The sequence below is a fragment of the Pseudomonas sp. GL-B-26 genome (genome assembly GCF_019947405.1).
GTDB lineage: Bacteria > Pseudomonadota > Gammaproteobacteria > Pseudomonadales > Pseudomonadaceae > Aquipseudomonas.
In genome coordinates this window covers 1-26,440 of record NZ_JAGYGJ010000032.1, presented here as the reverse complement: position 1 = coordinate 26,440, position 26,440 = coordinate 1, and the positions used below count along the sequence as shown (strand labels likewise).

Here is a 26,440-nt window from a genome sequence, read left to right as displayed (position 1 = left end):
CCGATGCAGATCGCCACCAAGCGGGGAGCAATAGGGCGCATCGGTAATATGGAGAAACAAATGGTAGCAGGCTAAGCATAAAGATGAACCGATTCAGCTAAAAAACCTCGGTTTTGCGACGAAAGCGATCGGCTGATTCACGATTCTTTGACAGAGGGGTCACAGGCCTTTGACTGCTCGGGGTTGAAGCTGGGCGTCATCTTCCCGATTCTTCCTGAACGGTCACCCCGAGCATGTCTCTATCGCGTTGCATCCCAGCGATCTGCCTGTCGCTGGCCGCACTTTTGAACCTGACGCTGGCCCTTGCCGACGACAGTGCGTTGCCCCGACCTGCGGAGTGGGCTCAATCGGTCGAGGTGCAATACAACCTCTTCAAAATGTCCCCGACGCTCTATCGCAGCGCATTGCCCGACAGAGGCGCCGTGCCGTTACTGGAAAAACTCAAGGTCGGGACGGTTATCACGTTCCTGCCCGAGTCGGATTCAAGCTGGTTGGCGACGCCAGGTATCGCACAAGTACAGCTGCCATATCGCACCAACCATGTGGATGACGCGGATGTACTCAAAGCCCTTCGTACGATCCAGACTGCCGAAGCCAAGGGACCGGTGCTGATGCACTGCAAACATGGTTCGGACCGCACGGGCCTGATGGCGGCCATGTACCGGGTCGTGGTGCAGGGCTGGAGCAAGGAAGACGCCCTGAACGAAATGACCCAGGGCGGCTTTGGTGACAGCACTCATTTCAAGGACGGCATCCGTTACATGATGCAGGCCGATGTCGACAAGCTCCGCACCGCGCTGGCCAACGGCGATTGCAGCACGAGTCCGTTCGCCAGTTGTTCGATGAAGAGCTGGTTCAAATCGGCCCACATCGAGTAAACCGTTGCGTCAGCGGGCAACGGCCTCTGGGCCTGTAAAAGCGGATTGGTGTCGGGCATGGCGTCTTCCTTGAGTAAAGGCTGAATGTGGTCAGCCTATAAAGGAAGCGCAGGGGAAAGGTGGTAGATAGATACCACCTTCCAATCCATTCAGGAGTGGAAGGTGGTGTTGGCTCAGTGTTGCTCGTCAGGCTTTTTCTTCAGCTTCGGGTTCGGGAAAAACTGCACGGCCTGGACCTTGGCGTCCGGCACCTTCAGCGCCGAGGTGTTGACCCGCGTGCCCAATTCCTTGGGCACGGACAGGCCTTGTTCATTCAACGTATCGGAATAACCGCAGGCCACGCACTCGCGGTGCGGGACTTCGTCTTCGTTCCACATCATCAACTTGTCCGGCTCGCTGCAGGCCGGGCAGACTGCCCCGGCGATAAAGCGTTTTTTCGTCTTCACAGGCCCCTCGCTCATGCTGCCGCGACCTCACTCAGGCCGCTGTGGCGCAAGAGTGCGTCAATCGACGGCGGGCGTCCGCGGAAGTCGACGAACAGCACCATCGGTTCCTGGGAGCCACCGCGCGCCAGGATCGCTTCGCGGAAGGCGCGGCCGGTCTCGGCGTTGAGTACGCCTTCTTCTTCGAATTTCGAGAAGGCATCCGCCGACAGCACTTCCGCCCATTTGTAGCTGTAGTAACCCGCCGCGTAACCGCCGGCGAAGATGTGGGCGAAGCTGTTCGGGAAACGGTTGTAGGCCGGTGGACGCATCACCGACACCTCGTCGCGCACACCTTCAAGTACCTGCGCCACGCTACGGCCGTCACCGTGGGTGGCGTGCAGGTCGAAGTCGAACAGCGAGAACTCCAGCTGGCGGACCATCATCAGACCGGACTGGAAGTTCTTCGCGGCGAGCATTTTCTCCAGCAGGTCCTGAGGCAGCGGTTCGCCGGTTTCGTAGTGACCGGAGATCAGCGCCAGACCTTCCGGCTCCCAGCACCAGTTCTCCATGAACTGGCTTGGCAGCTCGACCGCATCCCAGGCCACGCCGTTGATGCCGGATACGCCGGCGTGTTCAACGCGGGTCAACAGGTGATGCAGGCCGTGACCGAATTCGTGGAACAAGGTGGTCACTTCGTCGTGGGTCAGCAGCGCTGGTTTGCCGCTGTCGGCCGGGGTGAAGTTGCACACCAGGTTCGCCACCGGACTTTGCAATACGCCGCTGATCGTGCGGCGACGGTCGCGGGCGCCGTCCATCCAGGCACCGCCACGCTTGTTGGCGCGGGCGTAGAGGTCGAAGAAGAAGCGGCCGACGTGCTGGCCGTTTTCCTTGATTTCGAACAGGCGAACATCCGGGTGCCAGGTGTCGAAGCCTTTCAGTTCGGCGATTTCGATGCCGTACAGACGCTGGACGATAGCAAACAGACCGCCCAGCACTTTGTCGATCGGGAAGTAAGCGCGAAGGGTTTCCTGGGCGACGCTGTAGCGCTGCTCGCGAAGCTTTTCACCGTAGAAACCGCTGTCCCAGCTTTGCAGGTCCGGGCAGCCTTGTTCGGCGGCGTACGCCTTGAGCTGTTCCAGATCCAGGGCGGCGAATGGTTTGCTGCGCTTGGCCAGATCGCGCAGGAAACTCAGCACCTGATCGCTGGATTCGGCCATTTTGGTGGCCAGGCTCAGCTCCGAGAAGCTGGCGAAACCCAAGAGTTTTGCAAGCTCCTGACGCAGGTCGAGGATTTCTTCCATGACCGGGCCGTTATCGTTCTGACCGGCATTCGGGCCTTGGTCCGACGCACGGGTGCAGTAGGCGGCGTAGACTTCTTCGCGCAGGGAGCGGTCGTGGGCGTAGGTCATCACCGCGTAGTAGCTCGGGAATTCCAGGGTGATCAGGAAGCCTTCCAGGCCTTTGGCCTGTGCAGCCGCGGCCATTTGCGCCTTGGCCGAATCGGTCAGGCCGGCGAGGGTAGCTTCGTCAGTGACGTGTTTGGTCCAGGCCTGAGTGGCGTCGAGCAATTGGTTGGAGAAGCGGCTGCCCAGCTCCGACAATTTGCTCTGCACTTCGGCGTAACGCTTTTGTTCGGCTTCCGGCAGGTCGATACCCGACAGGCGGAAGTCACGCAGGGAGTGTTCCAGGATAGTTTTCTGCGCCACCTCGAAACCGGCAGCTTCGGGGCTGTTGGCCAGCGCTTCGAACGCCTCGAACAACTCGCGGTTCTGGCCCAATTCGGTGGAGTAGGCGCTCAAGGCCGGCAGGCAGGACTCGTAGGCTTCGCGCAATTCGGCGCTGTTGCACACGGCATTCAGGTGGCTGACCGGGCTCCAGGCGGCGCCCAGTCGATCATTCAGCTCGTCCATTGCCAGCACCAGGCCGGCCCAGGTTGGTTGTTTGCCCTGGGTTTTGAGGATCTCGATAATGGCGGCGCGGTTGTCAGCCAGGATCTGTTCGATGGCCGGTTGCACGTGTTCGGCCCGGATCGCCGAGAACGGCGGCAGGTCGTAGGACTGCAAAAGAGGGTTGTTCACACTCACGTTTGGCACCTTGGCTGGAAGAAACATTGCGCCATCTTAATTACAATCGACGCTCACCGCAGCTATCAGCAAAAGAGAGAGAGCCTATCGTGACCCTTCGCAAGTATCAGAACCACACGCCGCTACTGGGCAAAGGCGCCTTTGTCGACGGTTCGGCGGTGGTGATCGGCGACGTTGAAATCGGCGAAGACAGCTCGGTGTGGCCGCTGACGGTGATTCGTGGCGACATGCACCGCATCCGTATCGGCGCGCGCACCAGCGTGCAGGACGGCTGTGTGCTGCACATCACCCACGCCGGGCCGTTCAATCCCGATGGCTTTCCGTTGCTGATTGGCGACGATGTGACCATCGCGCATAAAGTCATGCTCCACGGCTGCACCGTGGGCAGTCGGATTCTGATCGGCATGGGCAGCATCGTCATGGACGGTGCGGTGGTCGAGGACGACGTCATTATCGGTGCTGGCAGCCTGGTACCGCCGGGCAAACGCCTTGAAAGCGGCTTCCTTTATGTGGGCAGCCCGGTGAAACAGGTCCGGCCACTGACTGATAAAGAAAAAGCCTTTTTCACCTACAGCGCGGCGAACTACGTGAAGCTCAAGAATTTGCATCTGGCCGAAGGCTACGACCCGCTCTGACCCTGCGCCCTTATTCAGGATTCAACATGCATTACCAAACCGTATTGTTCGACCTCGATGGCACCCTGACCGATCCACGCGAGGGCATCACCCGTTCGATCCAGTTCGCCTTGAGCAAACTGGGCATCGATGAGCCCGACCTGACCAAACTTGAACACTTCATCGGCCCGCCGTTATTGCAGGCGTTCATGCAGTTCTACGACTTCGACGAGCCCAAGGCGTGGGAAGCGGTGAACTTCTATCGCGAACGCTTCAAGGTCACCGGCCTGTACGAGAACCGCGTGTTCGACGGCGTCACACCATTGCTGGAAACCCTCGGAGGGCAAGGGCGACAGCTGTACATCGCAACGTCCAAACCGTGGATTTTCGCCCGGGAAATTGCCCGGCACTTCGACTTCGCCAAGCACTTCAAAGTGATCTATGGCAGCGAACTGGATGGAACCCGGACCAACAAAGTCGAGCTGATCGCCCACTTGATGGCCGAAGAAGGCCTGGACCCGGCCAACACCCTGATGATCGGCGATCGTAAACACGATTTGATCGGTGCGCGCAGCAATGGGCTGGATGCAGCGGCTGTTGGTTATGGTTTCGGAAGCCGGGAAGAGTTGAGCGCTGAAGCCCCGACCTGGCACTTCGAAACGCTGGAAGAGATGCATCAGGCGTTTTTGCGGGGCTGATACTAAATTGTGGCGAGGGAGCTTGCTCCCGCTGGGTCGCGGAGCGGCCCCAAAATCGGCAGGTACCACATGGCGTCGCCGCCGAACGGGAGCAAGCTCCCTCGCCACAACATTATTTGTCTGTCAGCTTCCTCAGCGTGGCTTTTCGTTCTGCAACCGACAACGCGCCAAGCTGCTCGACTGCCGCATAAAACTTCACCCAATCCCCACCTACCTGCCTGAACAACGCCGCAAACGCCGGCACCCATTGGTCGTACAGCCCAAATGGCAACAGCCGGGCATTGTTCATCGGCGCATTGATCCACGCGTCATAGCGTTTGTCCCCAGCCCATTGGCTGTCGCGCAGCTGCCGGTATTCACCCCGCAATCGTTCGAACTCGTCGGCTTTGCGCTGGCGCATCTGGTCGGCGGGCAGGGGCAGGGTGTACAGCCGTTCAAGTCGCGTGCGGGTATCCAGAACCAATTGAATGAACTGGTCCCGTTGCTGCACCTGCGCGCCGCTGTCCGACGCCAGGCCGCGGAATGCACGCCATTGGCGGGTGCCTTCCTGTTCGACGAAGGTGGCGAAAGACTCATTGAACTCGGTGTCGTCCTTCACATAAAAACGTTGATGCGCCAGCTCATGGAAGATCAGCGTGGCCACTCGTTCGTCACCCCAGGCCATCATCGAACTGATAATCGGATCGTTGAACCAGCCGAGCGTCGAATAAGCCTCGACGCCGCCGATCGACACGTCCATACCTTGCAATCGTAGCAACGCCGCTTCACCGCGGGCCGCGCTCTGACTGTAGTAACCGCGATAGGCGACGCAGCCGGCGATCGGAAAGCAATGGTTCTGCGGTGTCAGGGAAAATTCCGGCGTGGCAAACACGTTCCAGACTACGAACGGCCGGCCAATGTCGGCGTACAAACGGTAACTCTGGTTATCCGGCAGCTGCAGCTGTTGGCTGGCGAAGGTGCGGGCCTTTTGCGATTGAGTCAGGTGCGCACGCAATAGCGGATCGCGACCCGGATCGGCAATCACTCTGGAAACCGGCTCCCGCGCCCGCAGCAATTGCAGCTGACCACTGGCCAATTGGCCGTAATAGCTGACGCCGGCGCAACCGTTGAGAAACAAAAACAACACACCCGGAAACAAAATGCGTAAAACGCGATCAAGTAACCCAAGGCTTGGAAGCGGCCTGATCAAAATGAATCATCCCTGGAGAGTCTGCCCGCAAGACTATCCCGCCTGACTGGAGCTCCGCTATGCGCATGTTGATGCTGACAGGAAGCCTGTTGATGCTGGCAGGTTGTGCTGGATTCGGATTACCCCGCCATGATCCGGCTCAAGCGTGGATCGATCTGGAGTCGAAGCAGGAAGACACCGCGCTGCAAGCGCTGGAAGTCGATGACGAGGCCGCCACCGACAAGCGCTATTTCGAGGTTCAGCCGGGTAGCCATGAACTGACGGTTCGTTACCAATTCCCGGTCGCGCCAAGCAACATCGGACCCGACGCCGAACCACTGTGGCGAGACTGTCAGCTAAACGTGAAATTCAACGACTTCAATGCCGGCGAGCGGTATCAGCTGAAAGCAGGAAATATCGGTTTTCGGCCGTGGGCAAAGCTCTATGATCAGCAGCGAAAAGTGATTGGCCAGGGTGTACCGGCAGGCTGCCAACGCATCTGATCGGCGTTATTCTAAAGGACTAGTCCTTGAGAAAGATCATCATGCGCAGGTTAACGCTGTTACTTGCTGCAAGCATCGTTGCTGGCTGTCAGAGTCCGTTGCCAGCGGTTAATCCGCAGATGGCGTGGGTCGAGTTTTCTACGCCATTCCCCAACGATAAATTGCTGATGGCCGAACGACTGGACAATCAGCGATTGCGTGACGGGCGTTTTTTCCAGGTCACCCCCGGTAGCCATGAGCTGATCGTTCGATTCGACTTTGAAGTGCCCGGTGGTGGGGGCCTGAGCATGATGAACGGTCCCTCGGAACGCTTGTGCTACCTGACCATCAACTACGATCATTTCGAAGCCGGCCAACGTTATGTGCTGGTAGGCCAGTCGATAGCGTTTACTCCCGGCGCCCGGTTGTACAACGCCAAGCGGGAGATTGTCGCTGAAGATCGAGAGTCCTATTGCCTCATGTGAGGTGAATCAGCGGTCGTTCTTCTGGTAGATGATTTTCTTCGTGCCGCCTTCGCACGAGCCAACGACCATATTCTGATCGTGTACTTCGTCGTTGGTGACGATTTCCAGCGTGTAGGACGAGACGTTATTGGCCTGGATCTTGGCTTCAATCTCGGCCTTGAGTTCTTCACAGGATTTCGGTGCCGCCAGGGCCGATGTGGCCAGCGCGCAACAGATAATTGCCAAGGCAAAACGTTTCATGGTTGAAGCTCCTTTGAGGCAGCGCGCACGATGATGCGTTTTAGCTGCTGTCATTTATTCGACCACAATCTCGCTAACCAGGTTTTGTTTCCGTACAAAAAAGATCGCAGCCTTCGGCAGCTCCTACAGGTGTATTGCAATCCCATGTAGGCGCTGCCGAAGGCTGCGATCTTTTCGCGTCAACGGGAATTTAGCTGACCAGCGTCGCATCCAGACTGATTTTCGCATTCAGCACTTTGGATACCGGGCAGCCTTCTTTGGCTTTATTGCTCAATTCCTCAAATTGAGCCTGAGTCGCCCCAGGAATCTTCGCTTTGAGGATCAATTTCACTGCCGTGATCGCGAATCCGCCGTCCACCTGGTCCAGGGTGACTTCGGCATTGGTATCGATGCTGTCAGCCTTGAGACCGGCATCGCCGAGAATCATCGAAAACGCCATGGAGAAGCAGCCCGCGTGCGCTGCTCCTATCAGCTCTTCCGGATTGGTGCCCTTGCCGCCTTCGAAACGCGCCTTGAAGCCGTAGGGTGCTTCTCTGAGGACACCGGTTTCCGTGGAAATCGAGCCGATACCGGTTTTCAGGTCACCTTCCCAGTGAGCCGATGCTTTCTTCGTAATAGCCATGTCTGCCTCCTCAAGATCCGGCACGAAGCGTCGCGCCTTTGTGGTTTTCGGTTGCTAGGGTTCTGAGGATAGACCGTGATGCAAAGTTCACCTGATCTGATCGGTCCTCTTATTTCGTAGGAATTTTGGCTCTGCCATTGAAACTCGGGTATATGCCCTCATTGCATGAATCACGCTTATAGATTCGGCAGGTTTTCGTTTGTAAGAAAAAACCTGCGCCCTCAATTGGAGAAGCAGGCTTATGAAACGACTGTCCGATATCAAGTTCTCGACCCTCGATCTGGTGCCCGTGCGGGAGAACGGCAGCGCGGCCCAGTCGCTGCGCAATTCCCTGGACCTGGCGCAGCACGTCGAAAAATTCGGCTACAACCGTTTCTGGGTTGCCGAACACCACAACATGGACGGCATTGCCAGTTCGGCGACTTCGGTACTGCTTGGCTACCTGGCGGGCGGCACCTCGACCATTCGTGTTGGCTCGGGCGGTGTGATGCTGCCAAACCACGCGCCGCTGGTGATCGCCGAGCAGTTCGGCACGCTCGAAAGTCTGTACCCGGGCCGGATCGACCTGGGCCTGGGCCGTGCACCCGGTTCCGACCAGATGACCGCCCGCGCTTTGCGTCGTGAACGCTCTGGCAGCGCCGACGATTTCCCGGAAGATGTTGCCGAACTGATGCGTTACCTCGGCCCACGTACTCCGGACCAGCGGATCATCGCAATGCCAGGCACCGGCACCAATGTCCCCGTCTGGCTGCTGGGCTCCAGTTTGTTCAGCGCACAACTGGCGGGTGAACGCGGTTTGCCCTACGCCTTCGCCTCACATTTCGCACCGCGCTTCATGCATGAGGCCATTCGCGTCTATCGCAACCACTTCAAGCCTTCAGCAATATTGGATAAGCCTTACGTGATGCTCGGTGTGCCGTTGGTGGCTGCAGACACCGACGAGCAGGCCGATTATCTGGCGACCTCGGTCTATCAGCGCATCCTTGCGTTGATGCGTGGCCAGAGCCTGGTGCAACGTCCTCCGGTAAAAACCATGGACGGCCTGTGGCTGCCTCATGAGAAAGAGGCGGTCGGCGATTTCCTTGGTCTGGCGATGGTTGGCAGTCCGCAGAAAATCCGCGCCAAACTGGAAGTGCTGATCGAGCAGACCCAGGCGGACGAGCTGATTTTTACCTGCGACCTGTATGAACATGCCGATCGCGTGCACTCTTATGAGCTGCTGGCCCAGGTCATGAAGGGCTGACGCTCAAGTAGCGAGCGCAAAAAAGCCGACGTCATTGCGTCGGCTTTTTCATATGCGCAGTAATCAGCCTACTTCGTATAGACGATTACCTTGGAGCCTTTTTCACAAGTGCCGACGACTTTCCCGCCAGCAGCGGTGCCTTTATCAACGATTTCAAGTGTATAACCAGCAATGCCCTTGGCATCCAGTTTCGCGGCGATTTCGGCTTTTAGCTCTTCACACGACTTGCCCTGAGCCAGGGCTGTTCCCGCAAGACTCAACAATCCTACCGCCAAAATAAAATTCTTCATCGGTCGCATTCCCTGGTCGGGTCAATAGGGGCACCCAGCAATCAGCCGGATGTAAATATGTAGCGCTTTGCCATTCCCTATGGCGCTCGGCCAGCGCGCAGGCTCAGAAGACTAGCTCAAACTCAGCTACTGGCAATCCGGAACCCGACTTTGAGCGTCACCTGAAAGTGCGCTGCCTTACCGTCCTTGATGTGCCCGCGGGTTTCGGTCACTTCAAACCATTCCATATATTTGAGGCTTTTGCTGGCCTCGGCCAGTGCGTTGTTGATGGCGTCTTCAATGCTGCTGGTGGACGAGCCGACGAGTTCGACTTTCTTGTAGGTGTGATGGTCAGTCATGGCGTTCTCCTCAGGGTGTGAAATACAGACTAGCAGTGATTTTTCGTATTACTTCTGTCGGTCAATCCGAAGTGGAAGTTCAGATTTACTGCACTTTCTCGAACCCCTGAAGTCCCAACCAACACACGCAACTCAATCAATGCAGGAGAGCCACCATGGCCAACACCTCTTTACGTAAAGCCTCATTGCAAAGCATGGAAGCCGAGATCGAGAGTCTGCTGAAGTCTTTGGAAAACCTGAAGGACGACGCCTCGGACGAGTCGCGTAAAACCCTTAAAGCCTTGAAAAGCAACGCCGAGAACGCGCTGAAGCATTCGCGCCATCTGCTCAGCGATGCGTACGAAGACGTCAAAGTCAAAACCCGTGAAACCGGGATTGCCACGCGCGACTACGCCCAGGAACACCCTTGGACGACAGCGGGTGTGGCTGTCGGTGCATTGGGTCTGCTCGCGGCTTATCTGCTGTTCAAACGTGGTGACTAATCTGTCTGGCGCAGCTCGTTTTTGAGCCACTGCGCCAGTTGCCGAGCGCGCCCGTCCGCGGCGCGCTTGGGTAGCCACAACGCCAGTTGCGCCGGGGTTTCACTGAAGCCCCATGGGGCAACCAGGCGCCCGGCCTTCAAGTCCTCGGCCACCAGCGGCTCGGGCGCAATCGCCACACCCAGGCCGGCCACTGCTGCCTCCAGCAAATAATACAAATGCTCGAAACCCTGTCCGTACATCAATGCTTTGGCGTCGAGGTCACTTTGCTGCGCCCAGCTTGGCCAGGCCTGAGGGCGTGAAGTGGTGTGCAGCACTGGCTCGCTCAGCAGCGCTGCGGGCGGTGCATTTTGCAGTCGTTCGTAGCCCGCGAATCGCGGGCTCATGACCGGGCCGATCCGTTCGCTCGCCAACTCATAGACCTGCATGTCCGCTGGCCACGGTGGCTCGGCAAACACCAGCAAAGCGTCCAGCCCCGGGCGACGTGGATCGAGATCACCCTCGCCAGCCGACAGGTGCAGGCGCAGGTCCGGCAGGTCGGTATTCAATCGTCCCAACCTGGGAATAAACCAGCGTGCCAACAAGCTACCCGAGCAACCCAGTACGAACGGTGCATCGGCGGTGCTTTGGGTCAGCTCTGCACACACAGTCCGTAAACGCTCGAACGCCTCGCCGCTGGCATCGCGCAAACGAATGCCGGCATCTGTGAGTTTAAGGCCGCGACCATCCTTGATGAACAGGCTCACGCCCAAGTGTTCTTCAAGCACCTTGAGTTGCCGGCTGACCGCACCATGGGTGACGTGCAGCTGTTCGGCGGCCTTGCTGACGCTGTTCAGGCGTGCAGTGGCTTCGAAGGCCCGAAGGGCGTTCAGCGGGGGAAGGTCATGGCTCATGAGATCTGTGAGTTTTCCTGACAGGTTGCAGCGATCTTATCGGTTTTCAGCCTGAGGCGTCAGGGGTAGAGTGAAGCCCACTCTCTCTTCAAAAGCATCATCCCACGCATTCAACTGGAGCGACCCATGACCCAGACTAATCTGCGCAACGGCCCCGACGCCAACGGCCTGTTTGGCGCGTTCGGCGGCCGTTACGTCGCCGAAACCCTGATGCCGTTGATCCTCGATCTGGCCCGTGAATACGAATTGGCCAAGGATGATCCTGCATTCAAAGAAGAATTGGCCTACTTCCAGCGCGACTACGTGGGTCGCCCAAGCCCACTGTACTTTGCCGAACGTCTGACAGAATTCTGCGGCGGCGCGAAGATTTACCTCAAGCGCGAAGAGCTGAACCACACCGGCGCGCACAAGATCAACAACTGCATCGGCCAGATCCTGCTGGCGCGGCGCATGGGCAAGAAACGCATCATCGCCGAGACCGGTGCTGGCATGCACGGCGTGGCGACCGCCACCGTGGCTGCGCGTTTTGGCCTCGATTGCGTGATTTACATGGGCACCACTGACATCGAACGTCAGCAGGCCAACGTATTTCGCATGAAGCTGCTGGGCGCCGAAGTAATCCCGGTCGTGGCCGGTACCGGCACCCTGAAAGATGCGATGAACGAAGCCCTGCGTGACTGGGTGACCAACGTCGACAGCACCTTCTACCTGATCGGCACTGTGGCCGGTCCGCACCCTTATCCAGCGATGGTTCGCGACTTCCAGGCCGTTATCGGCAAAGAAACCCGTACGCAACTGCAGGACCAGGAAGGTCGTCTGCCGGACAGCCTGGTGGCGTGCATCGGTGGCGGCTCCAACGCCATGGGCCTGTTTCACCCGTTCCTCGACGACAAAAGCGTCGAGATCATCGGCGTTGAAGCGGCCGGCTACGGCATCGAAACCGGCAAGCACGCGGCCAGCCTGAACGGCGGTGTACCGGGCGTACTGCACGGCAACCGTACCTTCCTGCTGCAGGACGACGATGGTCAGATCATCGACGCTCACTCGATCTCTGCCGGCCTCGACTATCCAGGCATTGGCCCGGAACACGCCTGGTTGCATGACATCGGCCGCGTCCAGTACACCTCGGTAACCGACGACGAAGCCCTCGATGCGTTCCACAAATGCTGCCGTCTGGAAGGGATTATTCCTGCACTGGAAAGCGCCCATGCCTTGGCCGAAGTGTTCAAGCGCGCACCGAACCTGCCGAAGGATCACCTGATGGTGGTCAACCTGTCCGGTCGTGGCGACAAAGACATGCAAACCGTGATGCACCACATGGAAAACTCTCAACAAGAGCAGTCCAAGCAGGAGAAACACTGATGAGCCGCCTGCAAACGCGTTTTGCCGAACTCAAGGAACAGAATCGTGCCGCCCTGGTGACCTTCGTGACCGCTGGCGACCCGAGCTATGACACCTCTCTGGCGATCCTCAAAGGCCTGCCTGGCGCCGGTGCCGACGTGATCGAGTTGGGCATGCCCTTCACCGATCCGATGGCCGATGGCCCGGCAATCCAGTTGGCCAACATCCGCGCCCTCGGCGCCAAACAGAACCTGGCGAAAACCCTGCAAATGGTTCGCGAGTTCCGTGAGGGCAATACCGAGACGCCGCTGGTGCTGATGGGTTACTTCAACCCGATTCACATGTATGGCGTGCCGCGCTTCATCGCCGACGCCAAAGAGGCCGGCGTTGATGGTCTGATCGTGGTCGATCTGCCGCCGGAGCATAACGGCGAACTGTGCGATCCGGCCCAGGCTGCCGGTCTGGACTTCATCCGTCTGACCACCCCGACGACTGATGATGTACGTCTGCCGACCGTCCTGAACGGCAGCTCCGGCTTCGTCTATTACGTGTCTGTTGCCGGTGTGACCGGTGCGGGCGCGGCGACGCTGGAGCATGTTGAAGAAGCCGTTGCGCGTCTTCGTCGCCATACCGATCTGCCGATCAGCATCGGTTTCGGTATTCGTACACCGGAGCAAGCGGCGTCCATCGCGCGTCTGGCTGATGGCGTGGTGGTGGGTTCGGCGTTGATCGATCACATCGCCAATGCGTCAACGCCGGATCAGGCAGTTGATGGCGTGTTGAGCCTTTGCTCGGCGCTGGCCGAAGGCGTGCGTAAAGCCCGCGTCAGCTGAAGGTAAAGTTCCTGATACAGAGGAATTAGAGCCTCGCGGTACAGACTAAACAGCAAGACCGAGGGCTTCAGGACTACGTTCTGAAGCCCTTTTTGCTGTATGTGCGGTGAGGAAAGACCCAATGAAAATGCCGAAACGTCTGATGGCCAGCCTGGGTGTGTTGATGCTCAGTGCCACCCCGTTGCTGAATGCGAGTGCTGATCAGCGCGACGACATTGAGCTGATCGCCGTAGGAACCGGGATCGTTTATGAAATTCTCGAAGGGGTGCTTTGAATAGCAGGTAGGTGTTGAAGGCTTCGCGGATTAGCCGCGAAGCCTGTTGGTTACGGCAACTCCAACCCGCCCGCAGCCTTGTGCAACTTCCTCAGATGCTCGCCAACCTGCTTCAGGTTGGCTTCATTGGCGGCCATCTCGGCTGCACGGCTCGGTTCGAGCAGCGCTCTCACCTCTTTGTCCAGATCGCCTGTGAGAGCCTGAAGCTGCTTCTGCCGCAGGCTGCTTTCCGACTCCAGCCGTTGCCACTCACTTGGCTGCGGTAATCCATAACCGCCGGTGCCGAGCAACTCCGCCGGACGGCTGAGGAAGCCGCTGTTGGCAAGAATTTGCTGCAAGGTCGCGTTGGCCTTGTCCATGCCGCCGTTCTTCAATTCCCGAGCGCCCAGATAACGTTGTTTTACTTCGTCCTGGGCCAGCACCAATTGTTGACGGAAGGCTGCCTGCTCCAATAACAGCAAGGCTGCGCTGGTGCGCAAATCGGCTTGGTCGATCCATTGCCGGCGCTCTTCAGCTTTTAATGAGAGCCAGTCTTCGACCTTTTCCTGCTTTATCGGTAAGTGCTTCTTCAGCACTTCGAACATCGCTTGATAACGATCGCGGAAGGAGTCGAATCGGTAGCCCAGGCGCAGCGCTTCGCGGGGATCGTCCAGCACGCTGGTGTCCGCCAGTCCGCGGCCCTTGAGTACTTCCAGCAATCCGTTGGGCATGATGCTGTCCAACCCGACCAGTTTTGTATTGTTGGTACTGCTACGCAGTAACTTCAGGCCCTCTACAGCACAGTTATTGGACAGGAAGAAGTAGTTGCCGTCGTAACTCCAGTGCATTTCGGCGGCGTGTTCCACCACGTCTTCGATCTCGCTACGCGACAGGTTCAGCGGCACCGAAGCCAGACTGCGCAGTTCGGTCTTGGTGTATTCGTCGATCACCTGCGCCAGCGGCAGGACAAACAGGCGCGACGGGTATTTGCCCACCAATCCGTCCCAGCTCGACAGTTGCACGTCACCGACGAAGGCGCGGTAGGACAACACCAGATGCTGATCCAGATCCAGTCGACAATCCGGCCCACGGGGGCGACCGGGTGCGCAGATCACCAGCCGCAACATGCTGTGACCCCAGCGGCTGACCCAGTTCTGGTTGGCTTCAGCTAGCAGATAGTCGACGGCGTAGACCCGTTCCGGATCGACCTGGCCCAGTGGCGTTTTGGCGAAATCATTGCCGGCATTGAGAAAGGAGAAGGTTTTGCCGCAGGTGTCTTTAGCCGCGGGCGCCCAGCCGAAATGTTCTTTGTAGTAGCGATACAACGCAGGACGGCGACAGGCGTAGGCCGGGTCGAGAAGGAAATATTCCATGTTGACCGCGACGAACTCCTTGGGGCTGCTCGTCTCGTAAATGTCCGGGCTGCGGGCAATTTGCCGGTTGTACTGTTCGCGCTCGCCACGACGACCGACATACTGTGGCCAGCCGGCGAGGTCGAGCAGGTGCGGGTCGTCACTGAGCGTAAAGCGTCGGTCGGACTGGCCGCGGCATTGATCGGGAATGCCAATCAGCCCTGAGCTGCTGTTGCGCCGGGTGCAGCGTTGAATCAGCGTGCGCTCCGCGTCTGGCCACAGGCGCGAGCGGTCATAGATGTGGGTGAGTTCGTGCAACACCGTGGCCAGCATTTCGCGGCGCACGGTGCCATGGGGACGGTAAGTCTTTTTGGTCGCGGCGCTGCCATCAGTGAGGCTGGCAAGCAGGTTGCGATTCAGATCGAGCTCGGATATCAGCGACGCCTGGCCGTAAGCGTTGCTCGGCATGTCATCGGTCCAGCCGACGTCGATGCGTCGGTCGAGCTGCTCGATGAACCGCGGCGGCAGCGCCTGCATGGCTTCATTGAGCAACGTCTGACTGGCCTGTTGTTGAGCGGGGCTGAGGCCGTCGGTCTTGAGCCGTAATTGCAAGTCAGCCTGGACCGTGTTGCCGAGCAGCAACATGACCCCGACCAACAGCCAGGCGCCTGGCGACCTCACAGTGCGAGGATGGCTTCGGCGAGAACCTGATCACTGGCGTCGCGGGCTTCCGGTACGCGGGTGCGCAATGTGGTGAAGGCCGCTTCCAGGTGCGCGCCACGAATGTCGCCATCGCTGGCAACGAAACTGGCTGCATCGTCGTGGGCTTCACGAACGATCTTCGAGTCACGAATGGACGTCGTGGTATCGGAAGTAAAATCAAGGGTGCGCCGGGTGGCGTTGATGAGGATGTTACTGGTGGCAACCAGGGTGTGCGCCTGAGTCACATCGGCCAATAACAGCAGGCCAAGGGCGGCAACAATCAGGGGGCTACGCATGGAACGACTCCGCAAGAACAAGGATAACTATTGGACGAGAATTGCCTGCGCCAGTTCAAGGTCGCTGGCACGAAGTTTTGGCTGGGTCCGGCGCAGATAAATCAGGGCAGACTCCAGTTGTGCTCCTAGCAGTTGGCCGTCACTGGCGATGAACGCCGCAGCGTCATCGTGTGCCGTGACTAGCAGCTTACGGTCGAAGGGGGCGGAGGTCACCATGCTTGTGGCGTAGCCGGTAGCCACGATGCCTTGTGTAGACAGATTGAAGGCGTCATAGGCATGGACCGAGCCCACCCAGCAGGCTGCCACGAAAAGCGGAGAGATCAACAGATTTGAAAGAAAACGCATGAGACTCGATAGTTGAAGGCGAGTCGCAAGGCTAGCGCAACGCCCGATCTAGAGCCAGCGCCGAAACATTGGGACACGGCGGGCGTGTCCCACGTCAGTGATGTCGCTTAGATCGTTAGTATGGCTTGCGCCAGTTGTGCATCAGTCGCGTTCAGCTGAGGTGCCTGGTGGCGAATATGGTCGAGTGCGCTTTCCAGTTTCACGCCACGAATGGCGCCTTCGCTGGCCACGAAGCTGGCGGCGTCGTCACGGGCGGCGCGCACGATTTTGTCATCGCGAAAGGAAGAAGTGACATCGGAGGTCGCATCGGACGTGGCCTTGAGCGCGCCGACGACGGCATCGGTGGTCACGATAAAGCTGGTGGCGTGGGAATTGGCGGCCACGGCAAGCAAGGCTGCAGCGCTGAGCAGACGAAGACGGGACATGGTGAAACTCCTTTGGGAAAACCGATTGAGAGATGGCGCAGTGTCTGTTGAATCAGACGCCAATCATGCAGCGTTCGCCACGTTCAATCTGGATATTAGGCCTATGAGTATCGGTTCGCACAGTCCCGTCTGTTCAAGCAGGAAGCTAACGCCAGAACGGTTTATCCAATTCGTTGAGACGATCCGCCTGGCTGATGTTCAGGTCTGAGAGTTGCCGGTCATCAAGTTGGCCCAATAAACGCCGGGTTCGTGCCCTTTCCAGGCTGTTGGCGAGGCCCCTGAGCAATCTACGAACCCAGTGGGAGCGAGGCGTTGATTGAGGCGTGGAAACGGAAACATCCAGTAAGCGATTCATGGCGCAGTCCTTTAGCGGGCAGTTCGGGATCTCATGGTGATCCCGTCCTCTCTTCCGCAACAGACACACTGCGCTTAAATTGTACTGGTTCAGTTGTTTAAATAGTAAAACTGTACCTATAAAGCGGTATCTATTCTGTATGACCCATGTCGAGGGTCCAAAACGACAAAGCCCGTCGTGGTTTCCCACGACGGGCTTTGTTTTTTCAATTTGGAGTGCTGGCGGTGGACCCGGTGGGTCAGAGCCAGCGACGCTAACTTAGCGCCAGAACGGCTTGCTCAGCTCTTCGTAGCGTTGTGCTTCGCTAATCCCTGCGTCAGCCAGCAGACGCGAATCCAGACGAGCCAGTTGATGGCGGCTGGAGATGCGGCGCTGCCACAGCATCAGGTTGGCGAGAACGCGAAGAGGCGTGGAGGCCTGGGTTTTTACAGCGTTGTCTTCGAAAAACAGCTCGGAACTGAGTGTACGTTCCATGGTTGACATCCTTCCGCTTATGGCGGGATTAGGTAGTGGTTTAACTGATGCCAATGATCCTCTCGTTTGGCCAGTCTCTCTAGATACAGTTCACCTGTATTGTGAGGGACCAGTTAACTGTTAAAGGGTGGTGTACTGGTCAAAATTGAGGAAACTGTACCTATCTGCACTGACATGGTGCATTTTTGGCTGATTGACTCGAAAAGGTAGGCAATTACAGTAGGAAAAGACCGGTACAGCAGTACAGTTTTATTCAGGATTTAGTCTGGCAACAGCGAGCTGACGAAACTGTGTTTGCGTCAGCTGCTATCTGTACCAATTACACCGCGAGCATCCGCCCGGTTTCTTCCAGGTTTATGTGCCAGCTCAGGGCGTCACGCAGGATATGCGGCGTGTGCCCGCCGAGTGCACAAGCGGCTGTGAAGTAGTCATCCAGGGCTTGGCGATAGTCCGGGTGCACGCAGTTGTCGATGATGACTCGAGCGCGTTCTCGCGGCGCCAGGCCACGCAAGTCCGCCAGACCGATCTCGGTGACAAGGATGTCGACGTCATGTTCAGTGTGATCGACGTGGCTGACCATCGGCACCACGCTGGAAATCGCGCCGCTCTTGGCGATCGATTTGGTTACGAAGATCGCCAAATGCGCATTGCGCGCAAAGTCGCCCGAGCCACCGATGCCGTTCATCATCCGCGTGCCGCAGATGTGGGTGGAGTTGACGTTGCCGTACAAGTCGAACTCAAGCGCCGTGTTGATGCCGATGATGCCGAGCCGGCGCACCACTTCCGGGTGGTTGGAGATTTCTTGCGGGCGCAGGACCAGTTTGTCCTTGTAGCGCTCAAGGTTGCCGAAAACATCGGTATTGCGACGGCTCGACAAGGTGATCGAGCTGCCCGAGGCAAAGCTCAGCTTGCCGGCGTCGATCAGGTCGAAGGTCGAGTCCTGAAGCACTTCGGAATACATCGTCAGGTCTTCGAACGGCGAGTCGATCAGCCCGCACATCACCGAGTTGGCGATGTTGCCAATCCCGGCTTGCAGCGGGCCGAGCTTGTTGGTCATGCGCCCGGCAGCCACTTCCTGCTTGAAGAAGTCGATCAGGTGGTCGGCAATGGCCTGGGTATCAACGTCCGGCGGCAGTACGGTGGACGGCGAGTCGGACTGATTGGTGATCACGATAGCGACGATCTTTTCCGGCGGGATCGGGATGGCAGTGCTGCCAATGCGATCGTCGACCTTTACCAGTGGAATTGGTGTGCGGGTCGGCCGATAGGTCGGGATATAGATGTCGTGCAGACCTTCGAGATTCGGGTTGTGCGCCAGGTTGATCTCGACGATCACCTGTTTGGCGAAAATCGCGAAGCTGGCCGAGTTACCCACCGACGTGGTCGGCACGATATGGCCCTGCTCGGTGATCGCCACGGCTTCAATCACCGCGATGTCCGGCAGCTTGAGTTGCTGATTGCGCAGCGACTCCACGGTTTCCGACAGATGCTGGTCAATGAACATCACTTCGCCGGCGTTAATGGCTTTGCGCAGGGTGCTGTCGACCTGGAAGGGCATGCGTCGTGACAATACGCCGGCTTCGGTGAGCTGTTTATCGAGGTCATTGCCCAGGCTGGCGCCGGTCATCAGCGTGATTTTCAGCGGGGTGATTTTGGCGCGCTCGGCCAATGCGTGGGGCACGGCTTTGGCTTCGCCGGCGCGAGTGAAGCCACTCATGCCGACGGTCATGCCATCCTCAATCAGAGCGGCGGCGTCAGCGGCGCTCATCACTTTATCCAACAACGAAGGCAAGCGAATACGATCACGGTACATGGATTGTCATCTCGGGCAACGAAAGCAAGGTGTGCAGTCTAGTGACTTCAAAAAAATTCCTCCCGCTACCATGGTCGAATGCAGAGCCCCGATTTAGAGCCTTTGGTCGGTTTTTAGCGGGCAATAAAAAACCCCAGCCTACTAAAGGCTGAGGTTTTGGGTATTGCGCTGGAGCAGGTTTTACTCGACGGCTTTGACCATGTCTTCGATGACTTTCTTGGCGTCGCCGAAGACCATCATGGTTTTGTCGAGGTAGAACAGCTCGTTGTCCAGGCCGGCATAGCCGCTGGCCATCGAGCGCTTGTTGACGATGACGGTCTTGGCTTTGTAGGCCTCGAGGATCGGCATGCCGGCAATCGGCGATTTCGGATCGTTCTTCGCCGCCGGGTTGACCACATCGTTGGCGCCCAACACCAGCACCACGTCGGTCTGACCGAACTCGGAGTTGATGTCTTCCATCTCGAACACTTGCTCGTAAGGTACTTCGGCCTCGGCCAGCAGGACGTTCATGTGCCCTGGCATCCGCCCGGCGACCGGGTGGATCGCAAACTTCACAGTGACACCACGGTGAGTCAACTTCTCCGCCAGTTCCATCAGCGAGTGCTGGGCACGTGCCACCGCCAAGCCATAGCCCGGCACGATGATCACGGTGTCGGCATTGGTCAGCAGGAACGCGGCGTCATCGGACGAGCCGGACTTCACCGGACGAGCTTCCTTGGCGCCAGCGGGGCCTGCGGTTTCCGTTGCACCGCCGAAACCGCCGAGCAGTACGTTGAAGAAAGAACGATTCATCGCTTTGCACATGATGTACGAGAGGATCGCACCGGACGAACCCACCAGCGAACCGGCGATGATCAGCATCGAGTTGTTCAGCGAGAAGCCGATGCCCGCCGCTGCCCAGCCGGAGTAGCTGTTGAGCATCGACACCACCACCGGCATGTCCGCGCCGCCAATCGGGATGATGATCAGCACGCCCATCACGAAGGCCAGGGCCAGCATCAGGGCGAAGGCGCCGAGGTTGCCGGTCAGCATGAAAGTGATGCCCAGGCCGAGCGTCGCCAGGCCCAACACCAGGTTCAACTTGTGTTGACCGCTGAACTGTACCGGTGCGCCCTGGAACAGACGGAACTTGTACTTGCCCGACAGCTTGCCGAAGGCAATTACCGAACCGGAGAAGGTGATGGCACCAATCGCTGCGCCAAGGAACAGCTCCATGCGGTTACCGGCCGGAATGGAATCACCCAGTTGCTTGACGATGCCCAGCGACTGCGGCTCGACCACTGCCGCAATGGCGATGAACACCGCGGCCAGACCGATCATGCTGTGCATGAAGGCGACCAGTTCCGGCATCTTGGTCATTTCAACGCGCTTGGCCATGATCGACCCGGCGGTACCGCCGACCAGCAGGCCGACGATGACGTAGCCGATCCCGGCGGTGGCCAGCTCTGCGCCGAGCTTATAGATGAGGCCCACGGTGGTCAGGATGGCCAGCGCCATGCCAAGCATGCCGAACAGGTTGCCGCGCCGCGACGTAGTCGGGTGCGACAGGCCTTTGAGGGCCTGGATGAAGCAGATCGACGCGATCAAGTAGAGCGTCGTGACAAGATTCATGCTCATTACTTAGGCGCCTCTTCTTTTACGGCTTTTGGGGCTTTTTTCTTGAACATTTCCAGCATGCGCCGGGTCACCAGGAAGCCACCAAATACGTTCACCGCCGCCAGCGCCACGGCCAGGGTGCCCATGGTCTTGCCCAGTGGCGTTACGGTCAACGCCGCCGCCAGCATGGCGCCGACGATCACGATCGCCGAGATCGCGTTGGTCACCGCCATCAAGGGCGTGTGCAGTGCAGGTGTAACGTTCCAGACCACGTGATAACCGACATAAATCGCCAGCACGAAGATGATCAGGTTGTAGATACCGGGGGAGATAAGCTCTTCCATCGTCTGAATCCCTGCTTAGGCGTTTTTGCGGATGACTTGGCCGTCGCGGCACATCAGGCACGCGGCGACGATGTCGTCTTCGAGGTTGATCTCGAACTGGCCTTCTTTGTTGAAGACCAGCTTCAGGAAGTCCAGCAGGTTGCGCGCGTACAGTGCCGAAGCGTCTGCCGCGACGGCGCCGGCCAGATTGGTCGGGCCGCAAATGATCACGCCATTCTCGACCACGACCTGGTCAGCCACGGTCAGAGGGCAGTTGCCGCCCTGGGCTGCAGCGAGGTCGATGACCACCGAGCCTGGCTTCATCTGTGCCACGGTTTCCGCGCTCAACAGCGTCGGTGCCTTGCGGCCCGGGATCAGGGCGGTGGTAATGACGATGTCAGCCTGCTTGGCGCGTTCGTGCACGGCCAGGGCCTGACGTTGCATCCAGCTGGCGGGCATTGGTCGTGCGTAACCGCCGACACCGACGGCGCATTCACGCTCTTCATCGGTCTCGTAAGGCACGTCGACGAACTTGGCGCCGAGGGATTCGATCTGCTCTTTGACCGCAGGACGTACGTCAGACGCTTCGATCACTGCACCCAGACGTTTCGCCGTAGCGATCGCCTGCAAACCAGCCACGCCAGCACCGAGAATCAGCACCCGTGCCGCTTTCACGGTACCCGCAGCAGTCATCAGCATCGGCATGAAGCGTGGATAGTGGTGAGCGGCCAGCAACACGGCTTTATAGCCGGCGATGTTGGCTTGGGAGGACAGCACATCCAGGCTCTGAGCGCGGGAGGTGCGCGGCGCGGCCTCCAGTGCGAAAGCGGTAATGCCGCACTCAGCCAGCTTGGCAATGGTTTCATTGCTGAACGGGTTGAGCATGCCCACCACAACGGTGCCGCTTTTAATCAGCGTCAGTTCGCTGTCGCTGGGGGCGACCACCTTGAGAATCAGCTCGGCACCCAACGCGTCATTGGCGCTGCCAATAATTGCGCCGGCCGCTTCATAGGCACTGTCGACAACGCTGGCGTTAATGCCGGCGCCGCTTTGCACAGTGACCTTATGCCCCTGGCCGATCAGCTTCTTGATGGTTTCCGGGGTTGCAGCAACCCGTGTTTCACCGGTCTGGGTTTCGAGAGGAACACCAATGTGCACGTCAAATCTCCTGCGTGATCTTATTGAGTAAACCCAGGCACTTCGGATGGTGCGGCTGGGGCGGCCGATCAGCACGATCCCGCCAAATCAGGGCGGGGCGCGGCATTTTGCAGGCGAACTTAGTGCCCTTCAAGGGTTTATGACGGGTGACGGAAAATTAACTACAAGTCACCCCGTGACCGAATGTCGCAACTACCCAGTTCAATCCCTTGCAGGCCGTGCCTTGTAAGGATTCTTGTAAAAATTGAAGAATTTACGCATCGGTCAGGTGAATGAGTCGTTATTGCTCCGCAATAGAGGCTCAAGGCCACGTTTTCAGGCTCTTGTGGGACGTTTGTACTGCTTGTCGGTACAGTCTTCGAATATGCGACAAATACTTATATCTGTAGTGCTTTTGGTTTACTGACTACGAGGTCAGCTAATCAGGCGAGGCCTTTATCCTTCTAGGCTGTAGCTCTGTGCCTGATTGACCAGCCAATCGCGAAATGCCCTTAAAGAGGCCGATTCGACCTTTCGCTCGGGAATCATCAAGTAATACGCCTTGATGCTTGATAACTCCTGGGCGTTGGCAATGACCAGGCGCTTCTCGGCCAGTTCACGTTGAATCAGGAACGGTGGAATCAGCGCTATTCCCATATCGTGCATGGCCGCTTGGGCAAGCATGGAGAATAGCTCGTAGCGCGGCCCTGTCATGTCTCGAGGGATATTAAGGTTTTGGGAGTTGAACCACTGACGCCAGGCATAAGGGCGGGTGGTCTGCTGCAACAGGGGCAATTCGGCGATGTCGCCGGGAGACAGGGTTGTCTTTTTCCCCATGAGATTGGGGCTGCACACCGGCATCGGATTTTCGCCCATCAGCCTGTGGGATTCAGTACCCGACCAGTCCGCATCGCCAAAATAGATCGCGGCATCGAAGTCGGTGTCGGCAAACAGGAACGGGCGCGTTCGGTTGGTGAGGTTGACCGTCACTTCCGGGTGTTTTTGCTGGAAGTCCTTGAGTCGTGGCAGCAGCCATTGAGTGCCGAAGGTTGGAACCACCGCCAGCTCGATCACGTTGGCACCTTGCTGGCCCATCACTGACAAGGTGTCTCGTTCAACGGCATCGAGTTGGGTGGCCACCCGGCGGCTGTAGGAAAGACCGGCCTCCGTCAGCTTGACTCCGCGTCGCGAGCGTCGGAACAGTTCTACGCTGAGGAACTCCTCAAGGCTGGCGATCTGTCGGCAAATGGCGCCCTGAGTGAGAGAAAGCTCCTGAGCTGCCTTGGTAAAACTTTCGTGGCGAGCTGCCGCTTCGAAGCTGATCAGCGCCGTTGTGCTGGGAATTTTCCTGCGCATGTACGTCAACCTCACTAATACATCGCATAAAAGCTATTTTGCGATGTTTCGGAGTGAGAAATTAGCACAACAGTATGCAAAATCCTCGTTTGCCGTAATGCCGAACCCGGCCTAGGATCAGCCCACGTTATTTGACACGATTCGAGAGGACACACTCATGGGCGGTAAAGCTAGCTTCAACTGGATCGATCCCCTGCTGCTGGATCAACAGCTCACCGAAGAAGAACGCATGATCCGCGACACCGCTGAGCAATTCGCTCAGCAGAAGCTCGCGCCGCGTGTTCTCGAAGCTTTCCGCCATGAAAAGACCGACCCGGCGATCTTTCGCGAGATGGGCGAAATAGGTCTGTTGGGCGCGACCATCCCTGAACAGTATGGCGGCAGCGGTCTGAACTACGTCAGCTACGGCCTGATCGCCCGTGAAGTCGAGCGCGTCGACTCCGGCTACCGCTCGATGATGAGCGTGCAGTCATCGCTGGTCATGGTGCCGATCAATGAATTCGGTACCGAAGCCCAGAAGCAGAAGTACCTGCCGAAACTGGCCTCGGGTGAATGGATCGGTTGCTTTGGTCTGACCGAACCTGACCACGGCTCCGACCCAGGCGCGATGATTACTCGTGCACGCAAAGTGGAAGGCGGCTACAGCCTGACCGGCAGCAAGATGTGGATCACCAACAGCCCGATCGCCGATGTGTTCGTCGTATGGGGTAAGGACGATGCGGGTGACATCCGTGGCTTCGTTCTGGAGAAAGGCTGGAAAGGCCTGAGCGCTCCGGCGATTCACGGCAAGGTCGGCTTGCGTGCATCCATCACCGGCGAGATCGTCATGGACAACGTGTTTGTCCCTGAAGAAAACATTTTCCCGGATGTGCGCGGTCTGAAAGGTCCGTTCACCTGCCTCAACTCCGCACGCTATGGCATCTCCTGGGGTGCGCTGGGTGCTGCCGAGTTCTGCTGGCATACCGCTCGCCAGTACACTCTGGATCGCAAGCAGTTCGGTCGCCCATTGGCCGCCACTCAGCTGATCCAGAAGAAGCTGGCCGACATGCAGACTGAAATCACCCTGGCGCTGCAAGGTTGCCTGCGTCTGGGTCGTATGAAAGATGAAGGTACTGCAGCGGTCGAGATCACTTCGATGATGAAGCGCAACTCCTGCGGCAAGTCCCTGGACATTGCTCGCATGGCGCGCGACATGCTGGGTGGTAACGGTATTTCCGATGAGTTCGGTGTTGCTCGCCACTTGGTCAACCTGGAAGTGGTGAATACCTATGAAGGTACACACGACGTCCACGCACTGATTCTCGGTCGTGCGCAGACCGGCATCCAGGCGTTCTATTAATAGGAGAACGGCCATGGGCGCGCTTTCGCATCTACGGGTACTGGATTTATCGCGGGTGCTGGCCGGGCCTTGGGCCGGGCAGATCCTTGCTGACCTTGGCGCCGAAGTGATCAAGGTCGAGCGCCCGGGTAATGGCGATGACACGCGCGCCTGGGGGCCTCCCTTCCTTAAAGACGCTTATGGCGAGAACACTAGCGAGGCCGCCTATTACTTGTCGGCCAATCGCAACAAGCAATCGGTCACCATCGACTTCACCCGGCCTGAAGGGCAGAAGCTGGTGCGTGATCTGGCGGCGAAGTCGGACATCCTGATCGAGAACTTCAAGGTCGGTGGGCTGGCGGCATATGGTTTGGACTATGAGTCTCTAAAGGCGATCAATCCGAATCTGATCTATTGCTCGATTACCGGGTTTGGTCAGACGGGCCCTTACGCCAAGCGCGCGGGTTATGACTTCATGATCCAGGGCCTGGGCGGTCTGATGAGTCTGACGGGGCGACCCGAAGGGGATGAGGGCGCCGGGCCGGTGAAAGTCGGCGTGGCGCTGACGGACATTTTGACCGGTCTCTATTCGACCGTGGCGATCCTTGCAGCGCTTGCGCATCGGGATCATGACGGTGGCGGTCAGCATATTGATATGGCGCTGCTGGATGTTCAGGTGGCTTGCCTGGCCAACCAGGCAATGAATTACCTGACTACGGGCAATGCTCCGAAGCGCTTGGGTAATGCTCATCCGAATATCGTGCCTTATCAGGACTTTCCTACGGCGGATGGAGATTTCATCCTCACCGTGGGTAATGACGGGCAGTTCCGCAAGTTTGCTGAAGTGGCAGGTCAGCCGCAGTGGGCGGATGATCCACGCTTTGCGACCAACAAGTTGCGGGTGACGAATCGTGCGGTGTTGATTCCGCTTATCCGCCAGGCGACGGTGTTCAAGACGACTGCTGAGTGGGTGCTGCAGCTGGAGCAAGCAGGTGTGCCGTGCGGGCCTATCAATGATCTGGCTCAGATGTTTGCGGATCCTCAGGTTAAGGCGCGTGGGTTGGCCATCGAGCTGCCTCATGTGCTGGCCGGGATGGTGCCGCAGGTGGCGAGTCCGATTCGTCTGTCCGAAACACCTGTGGAGTATCGCAATGCGCCTCCTCTATTAGGGGAGCATACGCTGGAGGTTCTGCAGCGGGTGTTGGGTCTGGATGCTGGTGCTGTGGCGGCATTCAAAGAGGCCGGGGTGCTCTGAGGATTTCTTCTATATAGGGGGAGTGGTTTTACTCTCCTACATAGAGAGGAAACGGGCTGTTTTCCGGCGTTCAGCAAGTGATTGATAGAAAAGCGCAATTAAGGGTTGACGACAGATTCTGGAAGTCTATAATTCGCCCCACTTCCGGCGCAGTCGAAACGGAAAACTCCTTGGTAAACAATGAGTTACGCAGTTTTCGGCAGCGAGTTGCTTCAGGTCATCGAAGCCCAGAAGGAGTCGGTCAGGCAGGGTGGTTTAGCTTGATTGACGATTCGATCTTCTCGGTCGAAAGCGGAACAAAAGAGGTGTTGACAGCAGCGAGTAACG

The 26,440-nt window shown here is 58.2% G+C and carries 32 protein-coding genes; 13 read left to right on the top strand and 19 right to left on the bottom strand.

Annotated elements, in window-relative coordinates; translation table 11 throughout:
* The first annotated feature begins 233 nt into the window (after positions 1–233).
* Positions 234–878 carry a tyrosine-protein phosphatase gene (locus KGB23_RS20260; protein ID WP_223432337.1) on the top strand — a complete coding sequence of 215 codons (645 nt, stop codon included), beginning with the start codon at positions 234–236 and terminating at the stop codon, positions 876–878.
* 173 nt (positions 879–1,051) lie between these two features.
* On the opposite strand, the gene KGB23_RS20255 is transcribed toward KGB23_RS20260, so the two are convergent.
* Positions 1,052–1,339, bottom strand: coding sequence for a YheV family putative zinc ribbon protein (locus KGB23_RS20255; RefSeq protein ID WP_129439613.1), 288 nt, complete (start codon positions 1,337–1,339; stop codon positions 1,052–1,054).
* Complete coding sequence (gene prlC / locus KGB23_RS20250) at positions 1,336–3,414, bottom strand: oligopeptidase A (protein ID WP_223432336.1); 2,079 nt, start codon at positions 3,412–3,414, stop codon at positions 1,336–1,338. The genes KGB23_RS20255 and prlC overlap by 4 nt, the downstream gene beginning before the upstream one ends.
* A 62-nt stretch (positions 3,415–3,476) precedes the next feature.
* Here prlC and KGB23_RS20245 point away from each other — a divergent pair, with 62 nt between their 5' ends.
* Positions 3,477–4,022: a gamma carbonic anhydrase family protein gene (locus KGB23_RS20245; protein WP_223432335.1), complete on the top strand. Its 546-nt coding sequence runs from the start codon at positions 3,477–3,479 to the stop codon at positions 4,020–4,022.
* Between the two features lie 26 nt (positions 4,023–4,048).
* The gene (locus KGB23_RS20240) at positions 4,049–4,699 is read left to right on the top strand and encodes an HAD family hydrolase (protein ID WP_223432334.1); all 651 of its coding nucleotides are present in this window, start codon (positions 4,049–4,051) and stop codon (positions 4,697–4,699) included.
* Positions 4,700–4,811: 112 nt separating this feature from the next.
* Here the strand turns inward: KGB23_RS20240 and KGB23_RS20235 are convergent, their stop codons facing one another.
* A complete protein-coding gene (locus KGB23_RS20235) occupies positions 4,812–5,888 on the bottom strand; it encodes an aminopeptidase (protein WP_223432333.1) in 1,077 nt (358 codons plus the stop codon).
* A 59-nt stretch (positions 5,889–5,947) separates the two neighbouring features.
* On the opposite strand from KGB23_RS20235, the gene KGB23_RS20230 reads away from it, so the two are divergent.
* Both KGB23_RS20230 and KGB23_RS20225 read left to right on the top strand, forming a co-directional pair.
* Entirely contained in the window at positions 5,948–6,370 is a 423-nt protein-coding gene (locus KGB23_RS20230) for a hypothetical protein (RefSeq protein WP_223432332.1), read from the top strand.
* Positions 6,371–6,411: 41 nt separating this feature from the next.
* On the top strand, positions 6,412–6,834 hold the full coding sequence (locus KGB23_RS20225) for a hypothetical protein (RefSeq protein WP_150657844.1): 423 nt from the start codon (positions 6,412–6,414) through the stop codon (positions 6,832–6,834).
* A gap of 6 nt (positions 6,835–6,840) precedes the next feature.
* Here KGB23_RS20225 and KGB23_RS20220 read toward each other — a convergent pair whose 3' ends face one another.
* Together KGB23_RS20220 and KGB23_RS20215 are read right to left on the bottom strand one after the other, a co-directional pair.
* Complete coding sequence (locus tag KGB23_RS20220; protein ID WP_150657845.1) at positions 6,841–7,074, bottom strand: DUF1161 domain-containing protein; 234 nt, start codon at positions 7,072–7,074, stop codon at positions 6,841–6,843.
* Between the two features lie 190 nt (positions 7,075–7,264).
* Positions 7,265–7,696 (bottom strand): OsmC family protein, encoded by a 432-nt coding sequence (locus tag KGB23_RS20215; RefSeq protein ID WP_008152515.1) that lies wholly within the window; start codon positions 7,694–7,696, stop codon positions 7,265–7,267.
* A 241-nt stretch (positions 7,697–7,937) separates the two neighbouring features.
* On the opposite strand from KGB23_RS20215, the gene KGB23_RS20210 reads away from it, so the two are divergent.
* Positions 7,938–8,939, top strand: a complete 1,002-nt coding sequence (locus KGB23_RS20210; protein ID WP_046044846.1) for an LLM class flavin-dependent oxidoreductase — start codon at positions 7,938–7,940, stop codon at positions 8,937–8,939.
* 68 nt (positions 8,940–9,007) lie between these two features.
* Here the strand turns inward: KGB23_RS20210 and KGB23_RS20205 are convergent, their stop codons facing one another.
* Complete coding sequence (locus tag KGB23_RS20205; protein ID WP_150657848.1) at positions 9,008–9,229, bottom strand: DUF1161 domain-containing protein; 222 nt, start codon at positions 9,227–9,229, stop codon at positions 9,008–9,010.
* 122 nt (positions 9,230–9,351) lie between these two features.
* Entirely contained in the window at positions 9,352–9,567 is a 216-nt protein-coding gene (locus KGB23_RS20200; RefSeq protein WP_008027736.1) for a dodecin, read from the bottom strand.
* A gap of 155 nt (positions 9,568–9,722) precedes the next feature.
* On the opposite strand from KGB23_RS20200, the gene KGB23_RS20195 reads away from it, so the two are divergent.
* Complete coding sequence (locus KGB23_RS20195; RefSeq protein ID WP_095126738.1) at positions 9,723–10,049, top strand: YqjD family protein; 327 nt, start codon at positions 9,723–9,725, stop codon at positions 10,047–10,049.
* Here KGB23_RS20195 and KGB23_RS20190 read toward each other — a convergent pair.
* The gene (locus KGB23_RS20190; protein WP_223432331.1) at positions 10,046–10,939 is read right to left on the bottom strand and encodes a LysR family transcriptional regulator; all 894 of its coding nucleotides are present in this window, start codon (positions 10,937–10,939) and stop codon (positions 10,046–10,048) included. The two genes, KGB23_RS20195 and KGB23_RS20190, sit on opposite strands and share 4 nt — an antisense overlap.
* 126 nt (positions 10,940–11,065) lie before the next feature.
* On the opposite strand from KGB23_RS20190, the gene trpB reads away from it, so the two are divergent.
* The 3 genes from trpB to KGB23_RS20175 all read left to right on the top strand — a co-directional run bounded on the left by trpB (position 11,066) and on the right by KGB23_RS20175 (position 13,387).
* A complete protein-coding gene (gene trpB, locus KGB23_RS20185; RefSeq protein WP_223432330.1) occupies positions 11,066–12,301 on the top strand; it encodes a tryptophan synthase subunit beta in 1,236 nt (411 codons plus the stop codon).
* On the top strand, positions 12,301–13,113 hold the full coding sequence (gene trpA / locus KGB23_RS20180) for a tryptophan synthase subunit alpha (RefSeq protein WP_046044842.1): 813 nt from the start codon (positions 12,301–12,303) through the stop codon (positions 13,111–13,113). The genes trpB and trpA overlap by 1 nt, the downstream gene beginning before the upstream one ends.
* 121 nt (positions 13,114–13,234) lie before the next feature.
* The gene (locus KGB23_RS20175) at positions 13,235–13,387 is read left to right on the top strand and encodes a hypothetical protein (protein ID WP_223432329.1); all 153 of its coding nucleotides are present in this window, start codon (positions 13,235–13,237) and stop codon (positions 13,385–13,387) included.
* Positions 13,388–13,437: 50 nt separating this feature from the next.
* On the opposite strand, the gene KGB23_RS20170 is transcribed toward KGB23_RS20175, so the two are convergent.
* From KGB23_RS20170 to KGB23_RS20120, 11 genes are all read right to left on the bottom strand, one after another.
* Positions 13,438–15,399 carry a DUF4105 domain-containing protein gene (locus KGB23_RS20170; protein ID WP_223432328.1) on the bottom strand — a complete coding sequence of 654 codons (1,962 nt, stop codon included), beginning with the start codon at positions 15,397–15,399 and terminating at the stop codon, positions 13,438–13,440.
* Complete coding sequence (locus KGB23_RS20165) at positions 15,396–15,716, bottom strand: DUF2388 domain-containing protein (protein WP_129439590.1); 321 nt, start codon at positions 15,714–15,716, stop codon at positions 15,396–15,398. Before KGB23_RS20165 ends, KGB23_RS20170 begins: the two co-directional genes overlap by 4 nt.
* A gap of 27 nt (positions 15,717–15,743) precedes the next feature.
* Complete coding sequence (locus tag KGB23_RS20160; protein WP_223432327.1) at positions 15,744–16,061, bottom strand: DUF2388 domain-containing protein; 318 nt, start codon at positions 16,059–16,061, stop codon at positions 15,744–15,746.
* 107 nt (positions 16,062–16,168) lie between these two features.
* The gene (locus KGB23_RS20155; RefSeq protein WP_008044656.1) at positions 16,169–16,486 is read right to left on the bottom strand and encodes a DUF2388 domain-containing protein; all 318 of its coding nucleotides are present in this window, start codon (positions 16,484–16,486) and stop codon (positions 16,169–16,171) included.
* Positions 16,487–16,631: 145 nt separating this feature from the next.
* Positions 16,632–16,841: a DUF1127 domain-containing protein gene (locus KGB23_RS20150; protein WP_223432326.1), complete on the bottom strand. Its 210-nt coding sequence runs from the start codon at positions 16,839–16,841 to the stop codon at positions 16,632–16,634.
* Positions 16,842–17,099: 258 nt separating this feature from the next.
* Positions 17,100–17,315, bottom strand: coding sequence for a DUF1127 domain-containing protein (locus tag KGB23_RS20145; protein WP_008154465.1), 216 nt, complete (start codon positions 17,313–17,315; stop codon positions 17,100–17,102).
* Between the two features lie 319 nt (positions 17,316–17,634).
* On the bottom strand, positions 17,635–19,128 hold the full coding sequence (locus KGB23_RS20140) for an acetyl-CoA hydrolase/transferase family protein (protein WP_223432325.1): 1,494 nt from the start codon (positions 19,126–19,128) through the stop codon (positions 17,635–17,637).
* Positions 19,129–19,308: 180 nt separating this feature from the next.
* Positions 19,309–20,745: an NAD(P)(+) transhydrogenase (Re/Si-specific) subunit beta gene (locus tag KGB23_RS20135; RefSeq protein WP_064675292.1), complete on the bottom strand. Its 1,437-nt coding sequence runs from the start codon at positions 20,743–20,745 to the stop codon at positions 19,309–19,311.
* The gene (locus KGB23_RS20130) at positions 20,745–21,068 is read right to left on the bottom strand and encodes an NAD(P) transhydrogenase subunit alpha (protein ID WP_003187010.1); all 324 of its coding nucleotides are present in this window, start codon (positions 21,066–21,068) and stop codon (positions 20,745–20,747) included. The genes KGB23_RS20135 and KGB23_RS20130 overlap by 1 nt, the downstream gene beginning before the upstream one ends.
* A gap of 15 nt (positions 21,069–21,083) precedes the next feature.
* Positions 21,084–22,205 carry a Re/Si-specific NAD(P)(+) transhydrogenase subunit alpha gene (locus KGB23_RS20125; protein ID WP_223431503.1) on the bottom strand — a complete coding sequence of 374 codons (1,122 nt, stop codon included), beginning with the start codon at positions 22,203–22,205 and terminating at the stop codon, positions 21,084–21,086.
* 435 nt (positions 22,206–22,640) lie between these two features.
* Positions 22,641–23,540, bottom strand: a complete 900-nt coding sequence (locus KGB23_RS20120) for a LysR family transcriptional regulator (protein ID WP_223432366.1) — start codon at positions 23,538–23,540, stop codon at positions 22,641–22,643.
* A 157-nt stretch (positions 23,541–23,697) separates the two neighbouring features.
* Here KGB23_RS20120 and KGB23_RS20115 point away from each other — a divergent pair, with 157 nt between their 5' ends.
* From KGB23_RS20115 to KGB23_RS20105, 3 genes are all read left to right on the top strand, one after another.
* Complete coding sequence (locus tag KGB23_RS20115) at positions 23,698–24,879, top strand: acyl-CoA dehydrogenase (RefSeq protein WP_223432324.1); 1,182 nt, start codon at positions 23,698–23,700, stop codon at positions 24,877–24,879.
* A 13-nt stretch (positions 24,880–24,892) separates the two neighbouring features.
* A complete protein-coding gene (locus tag KGB23_RS20110) occupies positions 24,893–26,113 on the top strand; it encodes a CaiB/BaiF CoA transferase family protein (RefSeq protein WP_223432323.1) in 1,221 nt (406 codons plus the stop codon).
* Positions 26,114–26,190: 77 nt separating this feature from the next.
* Positions 26,191–26,440 (top strand): hypothetical protein (locus KGB23_RS20105; protein WP_223432322.1); only part of this gene is annotated, 250 nt, incomplete at its 3' end.